17 protein-coding genes are annotated in these 18,850 nt (G+C 54.5%); 6 read left to right on the top strand and 11 right to left on the bottom strand.

Annotated features, from left to right (window positions below; all coding sequences use genetic code 11):
* Positions 1 to 24: 24 nt before the first annotated feature.
* Both csdE and csdA read right to left on the bottom strand, forming a co-directional pair.
* Positions 25 to 471: a cysteine desulfurase sulfur acceptor subunit CsdE gene (gene csdE / locus FD428_RS04335; protein WP_071257909.1), complete on the bottom strand. Its 447-nt coding sequence runs from the start codon at positions 469 to 471 to the stop codon at positions 25 to 27.
* The gene (gene csdA / locus FD428_RS04340) at positions 471 to 1,676 is read right to left on the bottom strand and encodes a cysteine desulfurase CsdA (protein WP_112001595.1); all 1,206 of its coding nucleotides are present in this window, start codon (positions 1,674 to 1,676) and stop codon (positions 471 to 473) included. The genes csdE and csdA overlap by 1 nt, the downstream gene beginning before the upstream one ends.
* A 198-nt stretch (positions 1,677 to 1,874) precedes the next feature.
* Between csdA and FD428_RS04345 the strand changes: the two genes are divergently transcribed.
* The 4 genes from FD428_RS04345 to rlmM all read left to right on the top strand — a co-directional run bounded on the left by FD428_RS04345 (position 1,875) and on the right by rlmM (position 4,876).
* Positions 1,875 to 2,102 (top strand): YgdI/YgdR family lipoprotein, encoded by a 228-nt coding sequence (locus FD428_RS04345; protein WP_024130904.1) that lies wholly within the window; start codon positions 1,875 to 1,877, stop codon positions 2,100 to 2,102.
* 349 nt (positions 2,103 to 2,451) lie between these two features.
* Positions 2,452 to 3,369: a glycine cleavage system transcriptional regulator GcvA gene (gene gcvA / locus FD428_RS04350; protein ID WP_012134925.1), complete on the top strand. Its 918-nt coding sequence runs from the start codon at positions 2,452 to 2,454 to the stop codon at positions 3,367 to 3,369.
* An 18-nt stretch (positions 3,370 to 3,387) separates the two neighbouring features.
* The gene (locus FD428_RS04355) at positions 3,388 to 3,783 is read left to right on the top strand and encodes a DUF423 domain-containing protein (RefSeq protein WP_012134924.1); all 396 of its coding nucleotides are present in this window, start codon (positions 3,388 to 3,390) and stop codon (positions 3,781 to 3,783) included.
* Positions 3,776 to 4,876 (top strand): 23S rRNA (cytidine(2498)-2'-O)-methyltransferase RlmM, encoded by a 1,101-nt coding sequence (gene rlmM, locus FD428_RS04360; protein WP_114848810.1) that lies wholly within the window; start codon positions 3,776 to 3,778, stop codon positions 4,874 to 4,876. The genes FD428_RS04355 and rlmM overlap by 8 nt, the downstream gene beginning before the upstream one ends.
* Before the next feature lie 82 nt (positions 4,877 to 4,958).
* Here the strand turns inward: rlmM and fucR are convergent, their stop codons facing one another.
* The 5 genes from fucR to fucP form a co-directional block, all read right to left on the bottom strand.
* Positions 4,959 to 5,681 (bottom strand): L-fucose operon activator, encoded by a 723-nt coding sequence (gene fucR / locus FD428_RS04365; protein WP_012134922.1) that lies wholly within the window; start codon positions 5,679 to 5,681, stop codon positions 4,959 to 4,961.
* 58 nt (positions 5,682 to 5,739) lie between these two features.
* Entirely contained in the window at positions 5,740 to 6,162 is a 423-nt protein-coding gene (fucU, locus tag FD428_RS04370) for an L-fucose mutarotase (RefSeq protein WP_114848809.1), read from the bottom strand.
* A 1-nt stretch (position 6,163) separates the two neighbouring features.
* Entirely contained in the window at positions 6,164 to 7,582 is a 1,419-nt protein-coding gene (gene fucK / locus FD428_RS04375) for an L-fuculokinase (RefSeq protein WP_047461559.1), read from the bottom strand.
* A gap of 103 nt (positions 7,583 to 7,685) precedes the next feature.
* Positions 7,686 to 9,461, bottom strand: coding sequence for an L-fucose isomerase (gene fucI, locus FD428_RS04380; RefSeq protein ID WP_114848808.1), 1,776 nt, complete (start codon positions 9,459 to 9,461; stop codon positions 7,686 to 7,688).
* Between the two features lie 31 nt (positions 9,462 to 9,492).
* Entirely contained in the window at positions 9,493 to 10,803 is a 1,311-nt protein-coding gene (gene fucP, locus FD428_RS04385; RefSeq protein WP_012134914.1) for an L-fucose:H+ symporter permease, read from the bottom strand.
* A 555-nt stretch (positions 10,804 to 11,358) separates the two neighbouring features.
* On the opposite strand from fucP, the gene fucA reads away from it, so the two are divergent.
* Positions 11,359 to 12,006, top strand: coding sequence for an L-fuculose-phosphate aldolase (gene fucA, locus FD428_RS04400; RefSeq protein ID WP_012134912.1), 648 nt, complete (start codon positions 11,359 to 11,361; stop codon positions 12,004 to 12,006).
* 25 nt (positions 12,007 to 12,031) lie between these two features.
* Positions 12,032 to 13,180 carry a lactaldehyde reductase gene (gene fucO, locus FD428_RS04405; RefSeq protein ID WP_058668032.1) on the top strand — a complete coding sequence of 383 codons (1,149 nt, stop codon included), beginning with the start codon at positions 12,032 to 12,034 and terminating at the stop codon, positions 13,178 to 13,180.
* Between the two features lie 80 nt (positions 13,181 to 13,260).
* Here fucO and xni read toward each other — a convergent pair whose 3' ends face one another.
* The 4 genes from xni to ppnN all read right to left on the bottom strand — a co-directional run bounded on the left by xni (position 13,261) and on the right by ppnN (position 18,833).
* Positions 13,261 to 14,016 carry a flap endonuclease Xni gene (xni, locus tag FD428_RS04410; protein WP_047461571.1) on the bottom strand — a complete coding sequence of 252 codons (756 nt, stop codon included), beginning with the start codon at positions 14,014 to 14,016 and terminating at the stop codon, positions 13,261 to 13,263.
* A gap of 170 nt (positions 14,017 to 14,186) precedes the next feature.
* Positions 14,187 to 15,554: an L-serine ammonia-lyase II gene (gene sdaB, locus FD428_RS04415; RefSeq protein ID WP_012134908.1), complete on the bottom strand. Its 1,368-nt coding sequence runs from the start codon at positions 15,552 to 15,554 to the stop codon at positions 14,187 to 14,189.
* Positions 15,555 to 15,614: 60 nt separating this feature from the next.
* The gene (sdaC, locus tag FD428_RS04420) at positions 15,615 to 16,904 is read right to left on the bottom strand and encodes an HAAAP family serine/threonine permease SdaC (protein WP_049009488.1); all 1,290 of its coding nucleotides are present in this window, start codon (positions 16,902 to 16,904) and stop codon (positions 15,615 to 15,617) included.
* 564 nt (positions 16,905 to 17,468) lie between these two features.
* Positions 17,469 to 18,833 (bottom strand): nucleotide 5'-monophosphate nucleosidase PpnN, encoded by a 1,365-nt coding sequence (gene ppnN / locus FD428_RS04425; RefSeq protein ID WP_024130903.1) that lies wholly within the window; start codon positions 18,831 to 18,833, stop codon positions 17,469 to 17,471.
* Positions 18,834 to 18,850: the final 17 nt, after the last annotated feature.

Consider the following 18,850-nt stretch of genomic DNA (forward strand, 5'->3'; position numbering starts at 1 on the left):
GCCGGATAAGACGCATCAGTGTCGTCATCCGGCTTGCTGGGCAGCCTCAAGAATCGCGTTATTCAGCGCATGCAGCCCCTGGCTGCGCGATGCGCTAAGTTGTGTTGTTAAGCCTAACTCATCAAACAACCCCAGCGGCGAGTGCGCCAGCAGTTCCGCCGGGGTCTTTCCCTCTACCGCCGTGAGTAAAACCGCCAGCAAACCACGTACAATACGCCCTTCGCTGTCACCGAAAAAGTGCAGCGTTCCCTTCTCCGACAGGGTATGCCCCAGCCAGACGCGGTTCTCACATCCTGCGATCTCTTTTGCCTGCGTTTTTAGCTCATCCGGCAATGCCGGGAGTTGCTTACCCAACAGAATAAGCTGGCGATACTTGTCCTCCCACTGCGAGAGCGGGATAAAGAGAGCGCGTAACGTCTCTTCCGTTACGGTCGTGCCAAACGGGTGTCCGGCAAAAAGAGGGCTTGTCATTAATCCACCAGTATTTCCAGCGCGCGGTCAACGGCGCTGACCAACGCATCCACATCATGCTTTGTATTATACGGCGCAAAAGAGGCGCGCAGGGTGCCCGTTACGCCAAGCGCCGCCAGCAGCGGCTGCGCGCAGTGCTGCCCGGCGCGCAGGGCGATGCCGTATTCAGCCAGTAATGTCACCATATCGCTGTGATGAACGCCGGTAAAATCGAAGGCCAGCAGGCTGGAGTCCTGGCAACGGAAAGAGCGGAAACCCGGACGCTTCGCCAGCGCGTCTTCCGCCAGCGTCGCCAGACCGCGACTCCAGCTTTCGGCCTGCGCCATATCCACTTCCGCCAGCCACTCCAGCGCGGCGCTAAGGCCAATAACCCCTGCCACGTTTGGCGTGCCGGCTTCCAGACGCCAGGGAACGGCCTGGGTTGTGAATCCTTCAAAATTGACTTCAGCGATCATCTTGCCGCCGCCGAGCCACGGGGACATCTCTTCCAGTAAGGCCGGTTTGCCGTACAGCGCGCCGATGCCCGTCGGGCCGTACAGCTTATGGGCGGAGAAGGCATAAAAATCAATATCTAACTGCTGTACATCGGCGGGGAAATGCACCGCGCCTTGTGCGCCGTCAACCATCACCACCATCCCTGCCGCGTGCGCCAGCGTGATAGCGCGCGCCAGGTCCGGGCAGCCGCCCGTGACGTTCGACATCTGTCCCAGGGCCAGAATCCGGCTGCGTGGCGTGATGAGTTCAGGCAGACGCTCCACGTCGGGGAGGAAAAGGGCATTCAGGGGCAGTTTGACGATTTTTGCGCCCGTCTGCTGAGCGACCATCAGCCAGGGAACGAGATTCGCGTGATGCTCCGCTTCACTGACGATTATCTCATCGCCGGGTTGCAGGCGCGGGCGGGCATAGCATTGCGCCACCATATTGATGGCTTCCGTGGTGCCGCGTGTCCAGACAATCGATGCATCATCAGGCGCGTTCAGCCACTGCGCCACTTTGCCGCGCGCCGCTTCATAGCGTGCGGTTAGCCGCTGTGCCTCGGCGAACTGGCTGCGATGGACGTTTCCGGCGCTCAGGCTGTAGAACTGATGCGTGGCGTCGATCACGGCCTGAGGCTTAAGCGCCGTCGCGGCGCTGTCGAGATAAACGCCCGCATCGGTAAGGGCAGGAAATTGCGCGCGAAACTGCGCAGGATTGAAAGCGTTCATGGTATTCCTCAATTCAGTATACCGATCGTGGCGCAAAAAGGGCTGTGATACAAGGTTTGTCCTAACCATCGGAATTGTCTGGTTATCCTGGTGAAGTCAGGGAAGCAGGTTATGCTAAATAGTGTTAGGCGAATGTTTTTGCCTGTTACGGAACCCGTTTTATTTAGCATAAACAGCTCTAAGGAGAAGAAGATGAAAATGAAAAAGACTGCCGCAATGATCTCTGCATGTATGCTGACTTTTGCCCTGAGCGCCTGTTCCGGTCCGAATTATGTGATGCACACAAATGATGGCCGTACTATCGTGTCAGACGGTAAGCCAAAAACCGATGATGAAACCGGCATGATTTCTTATAAAGACGCTAACGGCAACAAACAGCAGATCAATCGTACTGACGTTAAAGAGATGGTCGAACTGGATCAGTAACCGGTCGGTCATGGACAAAAAAAAGCACCGCAATTGGCGGTGCTACATTAATCACTATGGACAGACAGGGTAAATGTACAGGAAGTGAAAAAGGGTAGCTTCGCTACCATGGTCTGAATCGCAGACCAATTGCAAACACAACAACACAACATCACAACCGTAAGCCAAAAGCCCATCAGAACACGCATTCCGATAAAACTTTTCGTTCCGGCTCAGGAAGTGTCGCCACTATAGGTATTTGCTGGTAGAACCTCAACGGACAAATTATAATGGCTCAGATTAAAAAAACTAATAGGTTACACAAGGTTACCTAATTGTTAAATTTATTTAACATCAAAGTCTAAAAGCCATGTCAAAACGATTACCACCCTTAAATGCATTACGTGTTTTTGATGCCGCAGCGCGGCATTTAAGCTTCACTCGCGCAGCAGAAGAGCTTTTTGTGACACAGGCCGCAGTAAGTCACCAAATCAAGTCACTTGAGGATTTTTTGGGGCTAAAACTGTTCCGTCGTCGCAATCGTTCGCTTTTGCTAACGGAAGAGGGGCAGAGCTATTTCCTCGACATCAAAGAGATTTTTTCGCAATTAACCGAAGCGACGCGTAAACTTCAGGCGCGGAGTGCAAAAGGCGCGCTTACGGTCAGTTTATTGCCCAGTTTTGCGATCCAGTGGCTGGTTCCTCGACTCTCAAGCTTTAACTCAACTTATCCGGGAATCGATGTCAGAATTCAGGCCGTGGACCGTCAGGAAGATAAGCTGGCTGATGATGTCGACGTCGCTATTTTTTATGGGCGTGGCAACTGGCCGGGCTTGCGCGTCGAAAAATTGTACGCAGAATATTTACTGCCGGTGTGTTCACCGTTATTACTGACGGGCGATAAGCCGTTAAAGACGCCGGAAGATCTGGCAAAACATACATTACTGCATGATGCTTCGCGAAGAGACTGGCAGACCTATACGCGTCAGTTGGGGCTGAATCATATTAATGTGCAGCAGGGACCTATTTTCAGCCATAGCGCAATGGTGCTACAGGCTGCCATCCACGGACAGGGGGTTGCGCTGGCGAACAACGTCATGGCGCAATCAGAAATTGAAGCCGGGCGTCTTGTCTGTCCCTTTAACGACGTTCTGGTCAGTAAAAATGCTTTTTATCTGGTTTGTCATGACAGTCAGGCAGAACTGGGTAAAATAGCCGCCTTTCGTCAGTGGATTCTGACCAAAGCGGCCGCTGAACAAGAAAAATTCCGCTTTCGTTACGAACAATAATTTATTTAGGGTACTACCATGACCAGCCGTTTTATGCTGATTTTTGCCGCGATAAGCGGCTTTATCTATGTTGCTCTGGGTGCCTTTGGGGCGCATGTCCTGAGCAAAACTCTTGGTGTGGTTGAAATGGGCTGGGTCCAGACCGGCCTGCAATATCAGGCGTTTCATACGCTGGCCATTTTTGGCCTGGCGGTTGCGATGCAGCGACGCATTAGCATCTGGTTTTACTGGAGCAGCGTTTTTCTGGCGTTAGGTACGGTGCTGTTTAGCGGCAGCCTGTATTGCCTGGCGCTGTCTCATTTACGCCTGTGGGCGTTTGTTACTCCTGTCGGCGGCGTGAGTTTCCTGGCAGGCTGGGTGCTGATGTTAATTGGCGCCATCCGTTTGAAACGTAAGGGCGTTGGTCATGAATAAGGTTGTATTGTTGTGTCGCCCTGGTTTTGAAAAGGAGTGCGCTGCTGAAATAACGGATAAGGCGGCGCGTCGGGAAATCTTTGGCTTCGCTCGTGTTAAAGACAATGCCGGGTACGTCGTCTTTGAGTGCTATCAGCCTGACGATGCTGAAAAAATAGTAAAAGAGCTGCCTTTTTCCTCGCTCATTTTTGCGCGTCAGATGTTCGTCGTCGGCGAGTTGCTGCGCGACCTGCCGCCGGACGATCGCATTACGCCGATTGTCGTGATGCTACAGGGCGTTGTGGAAAAAGGCGGCGAGCTGCGTGTTGAAGTCGCAGACACCAATGAAAGCAAAGAGTTGATGAAGTTTTGCCGTAAATTTACGGTGCCGCTGCGGGCCGCGCTGCGCGACGCGGGGATTCTGACAAACTATGAAACGCCAAAGCGTCCGGTGGTGCATGTTTTCTTCATCGCGCCGGGCTGCTGTTATACCGGGTATTCGTATCCTGACAACAACTCGCCGTTCTATATGGGGATTCCACGGCTGAAATTCCCGGCCGATGCGCCAAGCCGTTCGACGCTGAAGCTGGAAGAAGCGCTGCATGTTTTTATTCCGGCCGATGAGTGGGATGAACGTCTGGCGAACGGGATGTATGCCGTGGATTTAGGCGCCTGCCCTGGCGGTTGGACCTACCAGTTAGTGAAGCGCAACATGTGGGTTTACTCTGTCGATAACGGCCCAATGGCGCAGAGCCTGATGGATACCGGGCAGGTGACCTGGCTGCGCGAAGATGGATTCAGATACCGTCCGAATCGCAATAACATCTCGTGGATGGTGTGCGACATGGTGGAAAAGCCTGCTAAGGTTGCCGCGCTGATGGCGCAGTGGTTAGTAAACGGCTGGTGTCGCGAGACGATCTTCAATCTCAAGCTGCCGATGAAAAAACGCTATGAAGAGGTGTCGCAGAACCTGGCGTATATTCAGGCGCAGCTTGATGAACACGGCATTAACGCGCAAATTCAGGCGCGACAGCTGTATCACGATCGTGAAGAAGTGACCGTGCATGTCCGTCGGCTGTGGGCCGCCGTGGGCGGGCGTCGCGACGAGCGGTAATACGATGGATTGCCGGATAGCGGCGTAAATGCCTTATCCGGCCCGCGCCGGGTATTTGTTGGCCTGATAAGCGGCAAGGCTATCAGGCATGAATTACCCCCTGGCGCTCATCGGAAATGATGTGCGTCACATCATCCAGATGCCCGATGCAGGCCTCTCCCGAGCGGTTGAGCTTACTCTTGTCGATCAACAATAAAGACTGTGATGCGCGCTTAAGCAGCGTGGATTTGAAATCCGCGTTGATCGTATTTGAGTCCCAGAGCGCGCCGCCGCGGTCGATCCCCTCGCAGGAAAAAATAAACAGGTCAATGTCGAGCGGCTTAAGCTGAGAGATAAGCGACGGATTGACGTAGCAGCCATATTTACGCTCAAGCTGGCCGCCGGAACTGATGAGCTGAATATGCTCGCGTTTGCCCAGTTCCTGGCAAATCGGGTGACTGTTGGTAAAGACGTGAATATCAATGTCCGGCAACTGGCGGGCCAGATACCAGCAGGTTGAGCTGGCATCCAGAGCGATCACCATGCCCGGTTCTATCCATGCCAGCGCCTCCCTGGCGATATCCGCCTTATGCGCATAGTGGCTTTTCAGCCGGATGTGGAACGGGTCGCCGCTGTCCTGGTTTTCCCGGTGAATATACTTGGCGCGCCCGTGATTGCGCAGCACTTTTCCCTGCGCCTGTAGCTCGCTGAGATCGCGGCGAATGGTCTCTTTGCTGACGTTAAGCTGTACTGACAGCGCCTCGGTGGTCAGACTTTTATGGTTGATCAGCAGGTCTACTATCGCTTGTTGGCGTGCCGCTTTCATCTTTTCTCACCCCATCATTCGATGAACGCCCGCATCATGCGGGCGCACCGGCAAGAGATTACGGCGTTACCCCTTTTTTTAAAAGAATATTCCCGTACTTCGCACACTCTCCTGTGATAACGATCGCAAAGGCTTTTTGCGCCCGCTCATAAAATGCATAGCGGTTGATGCGGACAATCTCCGGGCACGGCGTCTGTAATGAGAGCGCATCGCGATAACGCGCTTCAACCGTCGGGTCGAGCGAATCGCCCTCTACGGCGGCCATCATCACCAGCGACGGCGCGTAGCTGTCCAGTTCAAACAACGGGATAATCGCCCGGAGCAGATCGCTGACTTTCAGACCATCTGCGCGAATAACCTGCGGTCCCATACTGTGCGCGGGAAAGTGGGCATCGGAAAAAATAATCTCATCCCCGTGCCCCATTTCAGCCAGCACTTTCAGTAACTCAGGGGATATTAATGGCGAAATAGTTTTTAGCATCTCACACTCCCTCAATAAATTCGGGTTCAGTTTGCGGCCAGAAATAGCGGTACTGATAGCGTACCTGGGCTCGGGCCTGTTCCGGGCTGGCAAATTCGCCTACGCCATACCAGCCGAACATGGCGGCCCCGGCGACGGTGGTTTCCGCGTCATCCAGCACCTTAATCGGTATATCAAGCAGATTGGCTTTGATTTGATTCCACAGCGCGTTGCGGCTTCCGCCGCCAACCAGCAGAAGCTCAGTTGCCTGGAAGTGACCAATCTTTTCCAGCGTTTGCAGATTACGTTGCAGTTGCGCCGTGAGCCCTTCCAGCGCGGCGCGGTAAAAATGACCACGCGTTGTGTTCAGCGTCACCCCCTGCCAGCCCGCGTTTTGACAGGTGAGGAGATCGCACTGCATCTTCACGCCTTCAGCACCCGGCGGAATGGCGTGCGCTTCGTCAATCAGCGTCTGCCACGGCGTTTCTGGCGTCCAGAGCAGTTTGCGCACCCATTCGAGCACGCCGGAAGCCAGCCACTGCATGCCTGGGTTATAAAGCCCGGCCTGGCTGTCCAGTTCACAGGTGGAGCCGGCGTAATGGCTGAGCAGCGGCGTGTTCACCTGCGCGCTGCGTACCATCAGGATTTCCCACGTACCGGACGAGAGTACCGGTTCATCCTGTTCTGCGCCGGCGCCAAAAAGGGCAAACTGCGTGTCATGCCCGGCGGAGATCACCGGGATACCCGCCTCAAGCCCAAGCAGGTTTGCGGCGTCGTTTTGCAACGTGCCAATCCGTTCGCCCGCTTCAACTAACCGTGGAAACAGACGGCGGGGTAAACCCGTGGCCTGTAAAATCTCCGGGCTGAAATCCCGCTGGTGGATATCCAGCATCTGGCTGGTGCCCGCCATGGTGATATCGGTGGTGAATTCACCGGTTAAACGGTGGTTGATCAGCGATGAAATAAACAGCCAGGCGTGCGCCTGTTCGAGCAACTGCGGGTGGTTCTCTTTCAGCCACACCAGTTTATACAGCGTATTAAAAGCGAATGCGCCGACGCCGGAGATCGCCTGCAACTGCTGCGGCGGCATAAAGCGGCCGATGTTTTCCATGACGGCAAGGGTGCGGGGGCATTTCCAGCTGATGACCGGATAGCGTAACTGACCCTGTTCATCAACCAGCGCGCCGTCTACGCCGAACGTCGTGACGGTGATGCCGCGAACCCGGCAGGCCGCCAGTTCCGTCTTCAGTTGCTGACAGCAGTCCGCGAAGCGTTGCAGAATGGCCGCCAGCGACCACTGATGCCAGGCGCTATTTTCCGTGGCGATGTCGCTGGCATTCGCTGTTGATGCGCGGGCGACAATGTTTCCCTGACGGTCAACGGCCATTGCCCGTACGTTGGTGGCGCCGCAGTCGAGAACCAGAATGACGTCTTGTTTCATAGTAGCTCCGAAACGTTGCCGGATGGCGCTGCGCTGATCCGGCCTACAAAATGCGAAATTGTAGGCCCGGTAAGCTTACGCCACCGGGCAAAGAAGTGACGCATTAACGTTTGTACAGCGGCCCGTAGTTCTGGCAGGCGCGATAATCCTGACCTTCAATATCCATACCGTGCGCAGCCCAGGCGGAAGGACGGTAGATTTTCGCATCGTCCACGTTGTGCATACAGACCGGAATACGCAGCATGGCGGCGAGCGTGATGAAGTCAGCGCCGACGTGGCCGATGGTCAGTACGCCGTGGTTAGCGCCCCAGTTCGCCATCACCGAGTAAACGTCGGTGAACGGGCCTTTACCGGTAAGACGCGGCGCAAACCAGGTGGTCGGCCAGGTCGAGTTGGTGCGGGCGTCGAGCTGATCGTGCATATCTTTCGGCAGTTCCACGCTCCAGCCTTCAGCGATTTGCAGTACCGGCCCTAGACCCTTGATGATGTTCACGCGGGTCATGGTGAACGGCACGCCGCCTTCGGTCAGGAAGCGAGAGGAGTAGCCGCCGCCACGGAAGTATTCGTGGATCGCCGGGCACCATTCGGTGGCGGCCAGGCAGGCGTCCGCTTCCTGTTGGCTGATTTCCCAGTGCGGCTTCATGGTTGGTTTGCCTTCGCTATCGCGCTGCTTGCAGGAGCCGTCCAGCGCCGCAGAGCCGGAGTTGATCAGGTGAATGATGCCGTGCTCCGCAAGGCCGGTGAGCGGCTGGCCTGTGACGCGCTCTACCGCTTCCGGGGACCAGTAGGTTCGCACGTCGGCAAAGACCTGCGCGGTTCCGGTGAGTTGATGGCCCAGCAGCATCGCTACGCCGTTGAGGCTGTCGTTTTCGGTAGCGACGACAAACGGTTCGCGCACGCCGTTCCAGTCAAAGGAGCTGTTCAGCAGCGCTTCGGCGGTGTCGCCGTTCGGGTATTGATCGGTCCAGTGGCGCTGGCCCTGGAAGCCTGCCGCAATGGCGTTATATCCCAGCGACTCTTCGACCAGCCCTTTTTCCGCCAGCTTGTTGTTGCCCTGCATCATGTCGCGAATGCACATCGCCATCAGCAGGCTCTCTTTCAGCACCGCGCGGCTTTGTTCTTCATTACGTTTGTACTGCTGCGCGTTCTGATCCTCGCCATAGCGGAAGTTTTTATCCGCCCACGCCAGCGCCATCTCCAGCTCGGCTTCGTCATAGATTTTCTGGTCGATGCGACGGCGCAGCTCGGTCATGTCCACCGCCTGCACTTTCATCCCCAGCCAGGACTCAAAGAAGTTGTGATCGACGATGGAACCGGCAATCCCCATTGAGACACCACCCACAGAGAGGTAGCTTCTGCCTTTCATGCTGGCGACCGCCAGACCAGCGCGCGCAAAGCGCAGCAGTTTTTCTTCAACGTCGGCAGGGATCGAGGTGTCGTCGGCATCCTGTACGTCATGACCATAAATAGAGAATGCCGGAATGCCTTTCTGGCTGTGCGCGGCCAACGCGGCGGCCAGATAAACGGCGCCGGGACGTTCCGTACCGTTGAAGCCCCAGATGGCTTTCGGGCGCATTGGGTCCATATCGATGGTTTCGCTGCCGTAGCACCAGCACGGTGTCACGGTAATGGTTACGCCAACATTCTGGCTGCTGAATTTCTCTTCACAGGCGGCGGATTCCGCCATTCCGGCAATGCAGGTATCCGCAATCACGCACTCAATCTGCGCGCCGCAGGCATGGCGGAGTTTTTCGGTGATAAGCGCAGCGGTGGCTTTCGCCATATTCATGGTCTGTTCTTCCAGCGACTCGCGTACCCCCATGCGACGTCCATCAATAACCGGGCGAATGCCAATTTTCGGTAAGCTGATTTTTTTCATTACAGGTTCCTCACGTTATTCGGAAAAATGTTCAGTTAGTTGCCGCTTGTGAACGGAAACGGGCAAAGATGAAGATGACGGCAAAGCAGAGCGCCGGGACCAGTTCAGCCGTTGGGATGTTGCCAGCCGCATCGCTGACAAAACCCATGACCGGCGTGACGATGCCGCCGCCAATGATGGTCATGACGATGAACGACGAGCCGTATTTGGTGTCCTGTCCCAGATTTTTAATACCCAGCGAGAAGATAGTGGGGTACTGAATCGACATAAATGCGCTGCACAGCGTCAGGGCCAGCAGGCCGATATGGCCGCCGCTAAAGGCTGAAACCAGACACAGGATCATGGAGAGCAGGGCATAGGCCGCCAGCACTTTATGCGGCGCAAAGCGGCTGATAAGCCAGGTGCCGGAGAAGCGGCCAATAAAGAAGCACACCATCGTGCCGGTCAGGTAGTTGGCGGCAAAGCCAGGCGTCATGCCGGGGATCTCTTCGATAGCGTAACGGATCAGGTAGCTCCAGCAGGCGGTTTGCGCGCCGACGTAGCAGAACTGCGCCAGCACCGCCCAGCGCCAGTGGCGAATACGCACCAGGCGGGCAAGCGAAGCGGTGAATGAACTTTGTTGGGCGTCACTGTGATCGTCGCTCTGTAGCGCCGGGAATTTGGTCAGCATGATCAGCAGGGCAACCAGTAAAACGATAGCCACGATGATCATATAAGGCGTCTGTACCGACAAAACCAGGCTGTGTTTATACGTACTCAATTGCTCAGGCGTCATTTTATCGAGCACGTCCTGAGATTGATGTGGGACGTTAGACAAAATAAGACTTTGCCCGAACACCACGGCGATAATAGCGCCGAAAGAGTTAAATGTTTGCGCCAGATTGAGACGGAAATGGCCACCGCTTTCTGGCCCTAATACCGTAACAAAAGGGTTCGCGGCGGTTTCAAGACAACCAAGTCCTGCGGCAATAATAAAAAGACCAATCAAAAACAAGGTGTAATTCATCACTTCAGCAGCCGGCCAGAATAATGCCGCGCCAAAAGCATATAAGAATAGTCCGGTAATTATCCCCGCTTTATAACTCAGCTTTTTCATCAAAATACCCGCGGGGATGGGAATAACAAAATAGCCGAAATAAAAAGCAGACTGAATCAAACCTGCCTGGAAATTAGTTAACGTAAAAGCTTGCTGAAATTGTGGTAATAAAATGTCATTCAGGTTATTGGCAACCGCCCAAAGGAAAAACAGTGAGCAGAGTAAAGCGAACGGAATGATATAGCGTTTGCTTTGCCCTGTATCCACCGCACGAAAACTCTGCGTCTGTATTGTTGTGTTTCCCATAGCATCCTCATTGGCTCAGAAGCGTGTTCAACATTTTAGAAGTACGACCGGTGTTTCTCACCAGATCGACAAACCAGGCGAGTTCCTGTTATCTGCCAGAGAAGATTGGCTGTTGATGGTGAACTCATGAATTCATTTTCAAATAAAAAACGCTGTTTAATATGATGGTGGTCACATTTAGCACCTGGAGGGTGGCTTTATGTGATTATCATCACTTTAATTTCTGAAAAATGATGCCCGTTTGAGTAAATAAAATTAAAAACCCACAGCGTTGATGACCGATTTAATTTATTACTGCGAAAACGGGCATTTGTTACAAATATTATGAAAATGCCCGTTTGGATAAATAATATTAAGAGCGGTCATTTTGGCGAGAGTGAATCCGGCGAAAACGGTATTTAACTGACGTGATTAATTGATGCGTATCACAAAATAAAGTCATGTAAATTCCTTTATCGCTATTCAATATGATGATGGTTACCAAATGTTCAATTAATTCAGCAGAGCAACGTGCTGTTCTGTTGTCGCGTTTTGAATGACTGAGAGAGGTAACTAATGGAACGAAACACACTGGCCCGCCAGATTATCGACACCTGCCTGGAGATGACCCGGCTGGGGCTGAACCAGGGGACCGCAGGCAATGTGAGCGTGCGTTATCAGGGCGGGATGCTGATCACGCCAACGGGCATTCCGTATGACAAACTCACCGAATCACATATCGTCTTTATTGATGCAGAGGGTCAGCATGAGCAGGGAAAATTGCCTTCCAGCGAGTGGCGTTTCCATATGGCGGCCTACCAGACGCGCCCGGATGCTAACGCTGTCGTCCATAACCATGCCGTTCACTGCACGGCGGTGTCGATCCTCAATCGTCCTATTCCAGCCATTCATTACATGATTGCGGCGGCGGGGGGGAACTCCATTCCGTGTGCGCCTTACGCCACGTTCGGCACGCGTGAACTTTCTGAATACGTTGCCGTTGCGCTCAAAAATCGCAAAGCGACCCTGCTACAGCATCATGGGTTGATCGCCTGCGAAGAGAACCTGGAAAAAGCGCTGTGGCTGGCGCATGAAGTGGAAGTGCTGGCGCAGCTGTACCTCAGTACGCTGGCGATTACCGATCCAGTGCCTGTACTGGATGATGAGGCTATCGCCATTGTGCTGGAAAAATTCAAAACCTACGGATTACGTATCGAAGAGTAATTTCGCACAGCGAAGGAGACGGGCTATGGCGAACAGAATGATCCTGAACGAAACGGCATGGTTTGGCCGGGGGGCGGTGGCGGCGTTAACCGATGAGGTTCAACGCCGGGGCTATCGCAAGGCGCTAATTGTCAGTGACAAAACGCTGGTGCAGTGCGGGGTGGTCAGAAACGTCACGGATAAGATGGATGCCGCAGGGCTGGCATGGGCGATCTACGATGGCGTGATCCCAAATCCAACCATCGGCGTGGTGAAAGAGGGGCTGAACGTATTTCAACAAAGCGGGGCAGACTACCTGATTGCCATCGGCGGCGGCTCCCCGCAGGATACCTGTAAGGCGATCGGTATTATCAGCAATAACCCTGAGTTTGCTGACGTGCGCAGTCTGGAGGGGCTGTCGCCGACCCGTTATCCGAGCGTGCCGGTGATGGCGATCCCGACCACTGCGGGAACCGCAGCGGAAGTGACCATTAACTATGTGATCACTGATGAAGAAAAGCGGCGTAAATTTGTTTGTGTCGATCCGCATGATATCCCGCAGGTCGCGTTTATTGATGCCGACATGATGGACGGCATGCCGCCCGCGCTGAAGGCGGCAACCGGGGTGGATGCGTTAACCCACGCGATCGAAGGATACATCACCCGTGCCGCGTGGGCGTTGACGGATGCGCTGCATATTAAGGCCATTGAGATCATCGCTGGGGCATTGCGTGGTTCGGTTGCAGGCGAGCGTGAAGCGGGCGAAGCGATGGCGCTGGGGCAGTACGTTGCCGGGATGGGCTTTTCCAACGTGGGGCTTGGGCTGGTGCACGGGATGGCGCATCCGCTGGGCGCGTTTTATAACACTCCGCACGGCGTTGCTAATGCGATTCTTCTGCCGCATATCATGCGCTACAACGCGGAATATACCGGTGAGAAGTTCCGTGATATCGCGCGTGCGATGGGCGAGAAGGTCGAAGGGATAAGTTTGAGCGAGGCGCGTAATGCCGCCGTGGAAGCGGTATTTACCCTCAACCGGGACGTCGGTATTCCGTTGCATTTACGCGATGTCGGCGTGCGTAAAGAGGATATTCCGGCGCTGGCGCAGGCGGCATTTGACGATGTTTGCACCGGTGGTAATCCGCGTGAAGCGAGTATTGCCGATATCGTCGAGTTGTATCATACCGCCTGGTAATTTTGCCGGATGGCCTTATCCGGCCTACAGGATTGCACGAAATGTAGGTCGGATAAGCGTAGCGCCATCCGGCAATACAGCTACCGCGTCAGCCGTAGCTGCTGCAAGTTCCCGTCGATATGGAGATCCGTTTGCAGGCGCGCGATATCGCGGCACAAAAATGCCATCTCTTTATGCGCTTCAAGCTTCTTGCGCCACTTTTCCGCCACCTCGTCGAGGTGCGCATAAATCCCTTCCAGAGTCTGAAACTGAACCAACAATTGAGTCGCGCTTTTGGGGCCGATACCCGCCACGCCGGGGACTTTTGAACTGCTGATCCCCGCCAGCCCCCAGTAGTCCGGCAACTGTTGGGGAAGGACGCCGAACTCTTTCTCAATGAATGGCGCATCCAGCCAGCGTTTCTGGAAATAATCGCGGATACGCAGCGTCGGGGAGAGCAACTGACAGTAGCCTTTGTCGGTAGAAACGATAGTGGCCTGATGCCCGGCCTGTGTGACCTTGACCGCCAGCGTGGCGGCTAAATCATCCGCCTCATTGCCGCTGGAAACCCAGCATTGCACGCCGCGCTGTTCGAAGGCGGCGCGTATTGCGGGCATCTCATTGTGCAACTCGTCAGGCATGGGAGGACGACCGGCTTTGTAGTCCGGGAGACGCTGATGACGCCAGCCGCTGTTGCGCGCTTCATCGTCAAATACGGCGACGGCGTGCGTCGGCTGACTGTGTACAATCAACTGCTCAAGCGCATGCAGGCAGGTCTCCGCGCAGGGCGAGCCTTGAACCGCATGAATACGGCGAATTAAATTCAGTGCATCGACGATAAGCAGATGGACGGCCACGGTGTTCTCCCTGACAAATTTGGGGACAGGGTAACATCCAGGGCGACAGGAGGCGAGTGTTGCGAAATAGCGCGATCCGTAGGCCTGATAAGCGAAGCGCCATCAGGCAATAAATGCCGGATGGCGGCGAGCGCCTTATCCGGCCTACAGATCCTGAAACGTGGTAGGACTTAATCGCAGGCGACAATCTTCATCGCCAGGCCGCCGCGAGAGGTTTCACGGTACTTGGCGTTCATGTCTTTACCGGTTTCGTACATGGTCTCAATAACTTTATCGAGGCACACGCGCGGCTCGCTGGTACGACGCAGCGCCATACGCGCGGCGTTGACCGCTTTCACGGAGGCAATCGCGTTACGCTCAATGCACGGCACCTGTACCTGGCCCGCAACCGGATCGCAGGTCAGACCCAGGTTGTGTTCCATGCCAATTTCCGCAGCGATGCACACTTGCGTCGGACTGCCGCCCAGCAGCTCTGCCAGACCCGCCGCCGCCATAGAGCAGGCCACGCCGACCTCACCCTGACAGCCCACTTCCGCACCGGAAATGGAGGCGTTCATCTTGTACAGAGAGCCGATCGCGCTGGCCACCAGCATGTAGCGAGCCAGTGAGTTGGCGTTAACTTCGCGGATAAACTTGTCGTAGTACGCCAGTACCGCCGGAACGATGCCGCATGCGCCGTTGGTTGGCGCAGTCACGACACGCCCGCCCGCCGCGTTCTCTTCGTTGACCGCCAGCGCGAACATGTTGATCCAGTCGACAACCGCCATCGGATCGGTCGTGGTTTTATCCTGGCTGACCAGCATACGACGCAGCGCTGCGGCACGACGTGGAACGCGCAGTTTCCCCGGCAGTACGCCTTCCGTCGTGATGCCGCGTTCAATACCGCCGCGCATCACTTCCCAGACGTTGGCAAAGTGCTGTTCCAGCTCTTCTTTGCTGTGCAGCGCCAGCTCGTTTTGCATCATCAGGCCGGAAAGCGACAGACCGGTTTCCTGGCAGTGTTTTTGCAGATCGGCTGCGGATTTGTACGGATACGGCACGTTGACCGGCGCACTGTTCGACAAACCGAAATGTTCTTCATCAACGATGAAACCACCGCCAATGGAGTAGTAAGTTTGGCTGTAGAGGACCTTATCGCCCGCCAGCGCGCTAATACGCATCCCGTTCTCATGCAGAGACAGGTTGTCGGCATGGAAATTCATGCACTTATCGACCGGAAACTCCACTTCATGCTGACCATTCGCCAGCAGTAAACGTCCGTGGGTGTTCACGTCCTGAATAAAGAACGGAATGGCGTCGATGTCGACGGTATCCGGCAGATTTCCCGCCAGACCCATAATAATGGCAATGTCAGTGTGGTGACCTTTACCGGTCAGCGACAGTGAACCATAGACATCCACCACGACGCGGGTGACATCGGTCAGAATATTGCGGGCAATCAGATCATCCGTGAATTGTTTGCCTGCTTTCATTGGCCCGACGGTGTGAGAGCTGGAAGGGCCAATGCCGATTTTGAAAATATCGAATACGCTAATCATAGGGCATCCATTGCTTAAATCTCAGGGAGGAAGCGCCGCCCGAAAGCGGCGCTACAAAACTTAGCTGAACAGGGAGTAGAAAATAGCGGAGATAGCGATCAGACCCATAACAACAACGAATACGTTGCTGATGTGGCCGCTGTACTTACGCATTGCCGGGACTTTCTGGATGGCATACATCGGCATCAGGAACAGAATCATCGCGATGATTGGGCCGCCCAGGGTTTCAATCATCCCCAGGATGCTTGGGTTCAGCGTGGCGACAATCCAGGTCGTAACCAGCATGAACAGCGCAGTGATTTTGTTCAGTTTGTTGATTTCGATGGATTTGCCTTTGCCGCGCAGAGACTTGATAACCATTCCGTTGAAACCTTCACGAGCGCCCAGGTAGTGGCCGAGGAAGGATTTCGTGATGGCGATAATCGCGATGATCGGCGCCATCCAGGCGATGACTGGCGCGTTAAAGTGGTTCGCCAGGTAAGACAGAATAGAGATGTTCTGCTCTTTCGCTGCTGCCAGGTCTGCCGGCGTCAGGCTCAATACGCAACTGAAGACGAAGAACATAACGGTCAGCACCATCATGATGTGAGCGAATGCCAGGATCTTAGAGCATTTCTTCTCAGCCGCATCGCCGTACTCTTCACGCTTCGCGACCGCGAAGGAGGAGATGATCGGAGAGTGGTTGAAAGAGAACACCATTACCGGAATTGCCAGCCACAGCGTCATCCACAGACCATTGCCGGTAGAGGCAGCGGAATCAAAGGAGAGTGTTTCCAGCGCTGCGCCGCTCCACTGAGGGATCAGGTACAGGGCCAGCAGCATCAGGGCCGCAACAAACGGGAATACCAGAATACTCATCGCTTTAACGATCATCTGCTCACCGAAGCGCACGATGGTCATCATGCCGACAATCAGGATCAGAGACAGAATCGCGCGCGGCGGAGGGGTGATGGCCAACTGGTGGGTCATGAAGCTTTCCACGGTGTTGGTAATCGCCACACTGTAAACCAGCAGAATCGGGTAAATCGCGAAGAAGTAGAGCAGGGTGATCAGTTTACCCGCGCCAATACCGAAGTGCTCTTCAACCACTTCAGTGATGTCTTCGCCAGGGTTTTTACCGGACAGCACGAAGCGAGTCAGGCCGCGGTGTGCGAAGAAGGTCATCGGGAAAGCGATAATCGCCATGATGATCAGCGGGATCATACCGCCGACGCCTGCGTTAATTGGCAGGAACAGTACGCCCGCGCCGATTGCCGTGCCGTAAAGGCCCAGCATCCACATGGTGTCCGTCTTGCGCCATCCGCTTCGAGAATCAATCGAAGCAATAGTGCTGGTTTGAGTGGTTTCCATCTGTTTCTCCTGGAGGAAGCTAAAAGTCAGGTTTGTGGTCTAATCCAATGAAAAAAGACCTGACCGTAAAATGAAATTCGTTTAATGACGATTTTTATATAATTTTTCGCCGTAATAATTTGCGGGCGGAAAGATACATTTAACTTATGAATGTATCAGTGATCGCGATCCCAAATGCAATAATCCACCTGTTATGTGGATAAATTTGGACCATTAATCTGTTAAAAAAACATCAAAGCGAATTTACGGGCGCGAAGGCTACCATTAACGACATATGCCCTAAAAGATCGGGGCGCAATATACGGAGGTTTGGCTATAAAAAACAATGTTTTTGGAGGATTGTCGCGACTAATAAGAATTACGGCTGATAAATTACTATTGGTATTGCAAGGTAAACGTTTGCGCGTTAATGCTTTTATTTTGAAATATAAGCGGCATTTATAAACTTAGCTTCACTATGTGACTGGTATCAATGAAAAAACCGGGCGGTGAAAACACCAGACCCGGTCTGAGAAAGCGGACGATCGTCTGACCCGGCGGATGTGCTCCACCGGGCGCTGCGCGTTATGCGCAGATTTCGTAGCAGGGAATGTAAGCCGAGCCGGGCAGTTTCATACGATGCTGCGCGACAAAGCCCTGGAGCAGGTCGTCCATGCGACGCATCATCTCGCGGTCGCCGTGGATTTTATAAGGCCCGAACTCCTCAATCGCACGGATGCCGACCTCCTTGACGTTACCCGCAACGATGCCGGAGAAGGCGCGCCGCAGATCCGCCGCCAGAATTTCAACCGGTTGATCGGGGTAAAGTTGCAGATTCGCCATATTCTCATGCGACGGTTCGAACGGAATTTGCAGGTCCGGCGCGATGCGAATCGACCAGTTGAAGCTGTAAGCGTCGCCAGTGTCGCGGCGATTCTCTTTCACCAGCGGCATCGCTTTTTTCATCAGCCGCGCCACTTCCGTGGCGTCATCAATGATGACGCGGTAGTAACGGCGGGCGTCTTCTCCCAGCGTATGCACGATAAATTCGTCCAGCACGCGGAAGTAATCCGCACTCTCTTTCGGCCCGGTGAGGATCAGCGGCAGCACCTGATCTTTATTCGCCGGGTTCATCAGGATCCCCAGCAGATAGAGAAGTTCTTCCGCCGTACCGACGCCGCCCGGGAAGATGATAATGCCGTGGGCGATACGCACGAAGGCTTCGAGGCGTTTTTCGATATCCGGCATGATGATCAATTCATTGACCAGCGGGTTAGGCGGTTCTGCCGCGATGATGGAAGGTTCCGTCATACCGATAAAGCGGCTGTCTTTGTAACGCTGCTGCGCGTGGCCTACTGCCGCGCCTTTCATTGGCGCTTCCATTGCGCCTGGCCCGCAGCCGGTGCAAATGTTCAGCTCACGCAGACCCAGCTGGGTGCCGACGCGGCGGGCATAGAGATATTCGTTTTCGTTAATGGAGTGACCGCCCCAGCAGACGACCATGTTTGGCGCTTCGCCGACGTGCAGCGCCCGGGCGTTGCGCAGGATCGAGAACACCAGGTTGGTAATATGCACCGAGCTTTCGAGATCCAGATGCTGGAAACGGCCTGCATTGTGAATCTGACCGTTGACGAACAGGATGTCGCGCAACACGGCGAACAGGTTAGCCTGCAAGGCGCGGATGATGCGTCCGTCCACAAAGGCGTCTTCAGGCGGGTTAATCAGTTCGAGCTTCACGCCGCGTTCACGACGCAGCACGTTGATGTCGAAACTTTCAAAACGAGACAGCAATTCCTTGCTGTTATCAGTCAGACTGCCGGAGTTCAGTACGGCAAGCGAACAGTTACGAAACAGTTGATACAAGTCGCTGCTGGCCGTGCGTTTAAGCATATCGACTTCCAGCTGCGACAACATGTCCATTGAGCCAAGCGGGCTAATATGTGTAATCAAGTAAACTCCTTATGGGA

The sequence above is a fragment of the Citrobacter sp. TBCP-5362 genome (assembly GCF_005406305.1).
GTDB lineage: Bacteria > Pseudomonadota > Gammaproteobacteria > Enterobacterales > Enterobacteriaceae > Citrobacter_B > Citrobacter_B koseri.

Excerpts from the sequence above, each read along its gene's own strand:
- fucK (WP_047461559.1), bottom strand. The coding sequence starts at position 7,582 with ATGAAACAAGACGTCATTCTGGTTCTCGACTGCGGCGCCACCAACGTA.
- fucR (WP_012134922.1), bottom strand. The coding sequence starts at position 5,681 with ATGAAAGCGGCACGCCAACAAGCGATAGTAGACCTGCTGATCAACCAT.
- fucP (WP_012134914.1), bottom strand. The coding sequence starts at position 10,803 with ATGGGAAACACAACAATACAGACGCAGAGTTTTCGTGCGGTGGATACA.
- FD428_RS04345 (WP_024130904.1), top strand. The coding sequence starts at position 1,875 with ATGAAAAAGACTGCCGCAATGATCTCTGCATGTATGCTGACTTTTGCC.
- rlmM (WP_114848810.1), top strand. The coding sequence starts at position 3,776 with ATGAATAAGGTTGTATTGTTGTGTCGCCCTGGTTTTGAAAAGGAGTGC.
- FD428_RS04355 (WP_012134924.1), top strand. The coding sequence starts at position 3,388 with ATGACCAGCCGTTTTATGCTGATTTTTGCCGCGATAAGCGGCTTTATC.
- fucU (WP_114848809.1), bottom strand. The coding sequence starts at position 6,162 with ATGCTAAAAACTATTTCGCCATTAATATCCCCTGAGTTACTGAAAGTG.
- csdA (WP_112001595.1), bottom strand. The coding sequence starts at position 1,676 with ATGAACGCTTTCAATCCTGCGCAGTTTCGCGCGCAATTTCCTGCCCTT.
- sdaC (WP_049009488.1), bottom strand. The coding sequence starts at position 16,904 with ATGGAAACCACTCAAACCAGCACTATTGCTTCGATTGATTCTCGAAGC.
- fucO (WP_058668032.1), top strand. The coding sequence starts at position 12,032 with ATGGCGAACAGAATGATCCTGAACGAAACGGCATGGTTTGGCCGGGGG.
- gcvA (WP_012134925.1), top strand. The coding sequence starts at position 2,452 with ATGTCAAAACGATTACCACCCTTAAATGCATTACGTGTTTTTGATGCC.
- fucI (WP_114848808.1), bottom strand. The coding sequence starts at position 9,461 with ATGAAAAAAATCAGCTTACCGAAAATTGGCATTCGCCCGGTTATTGAT.
- fucA (WP_012134912.1), top strand. The coding sequence starts at position 11,359 with ATGGAACGAAACACACTGGCCCGCCAGATTATCGACACCTGCCTGGAG.
- sdaB (WP_012134908.1), bottom strand. The coding sequence starts at position 15,554 with ATGATTAGCGTATTCGATATTTTCAAAATCGGCATTGGCCCTTCCAGC.
- csdE (WP_071257909.1), bottom strand. The coding sequence starts at position 471 with ATGACAAGCCCTCTTTTTGCCGGACACCCGTTTGGCACGACCGTAACG.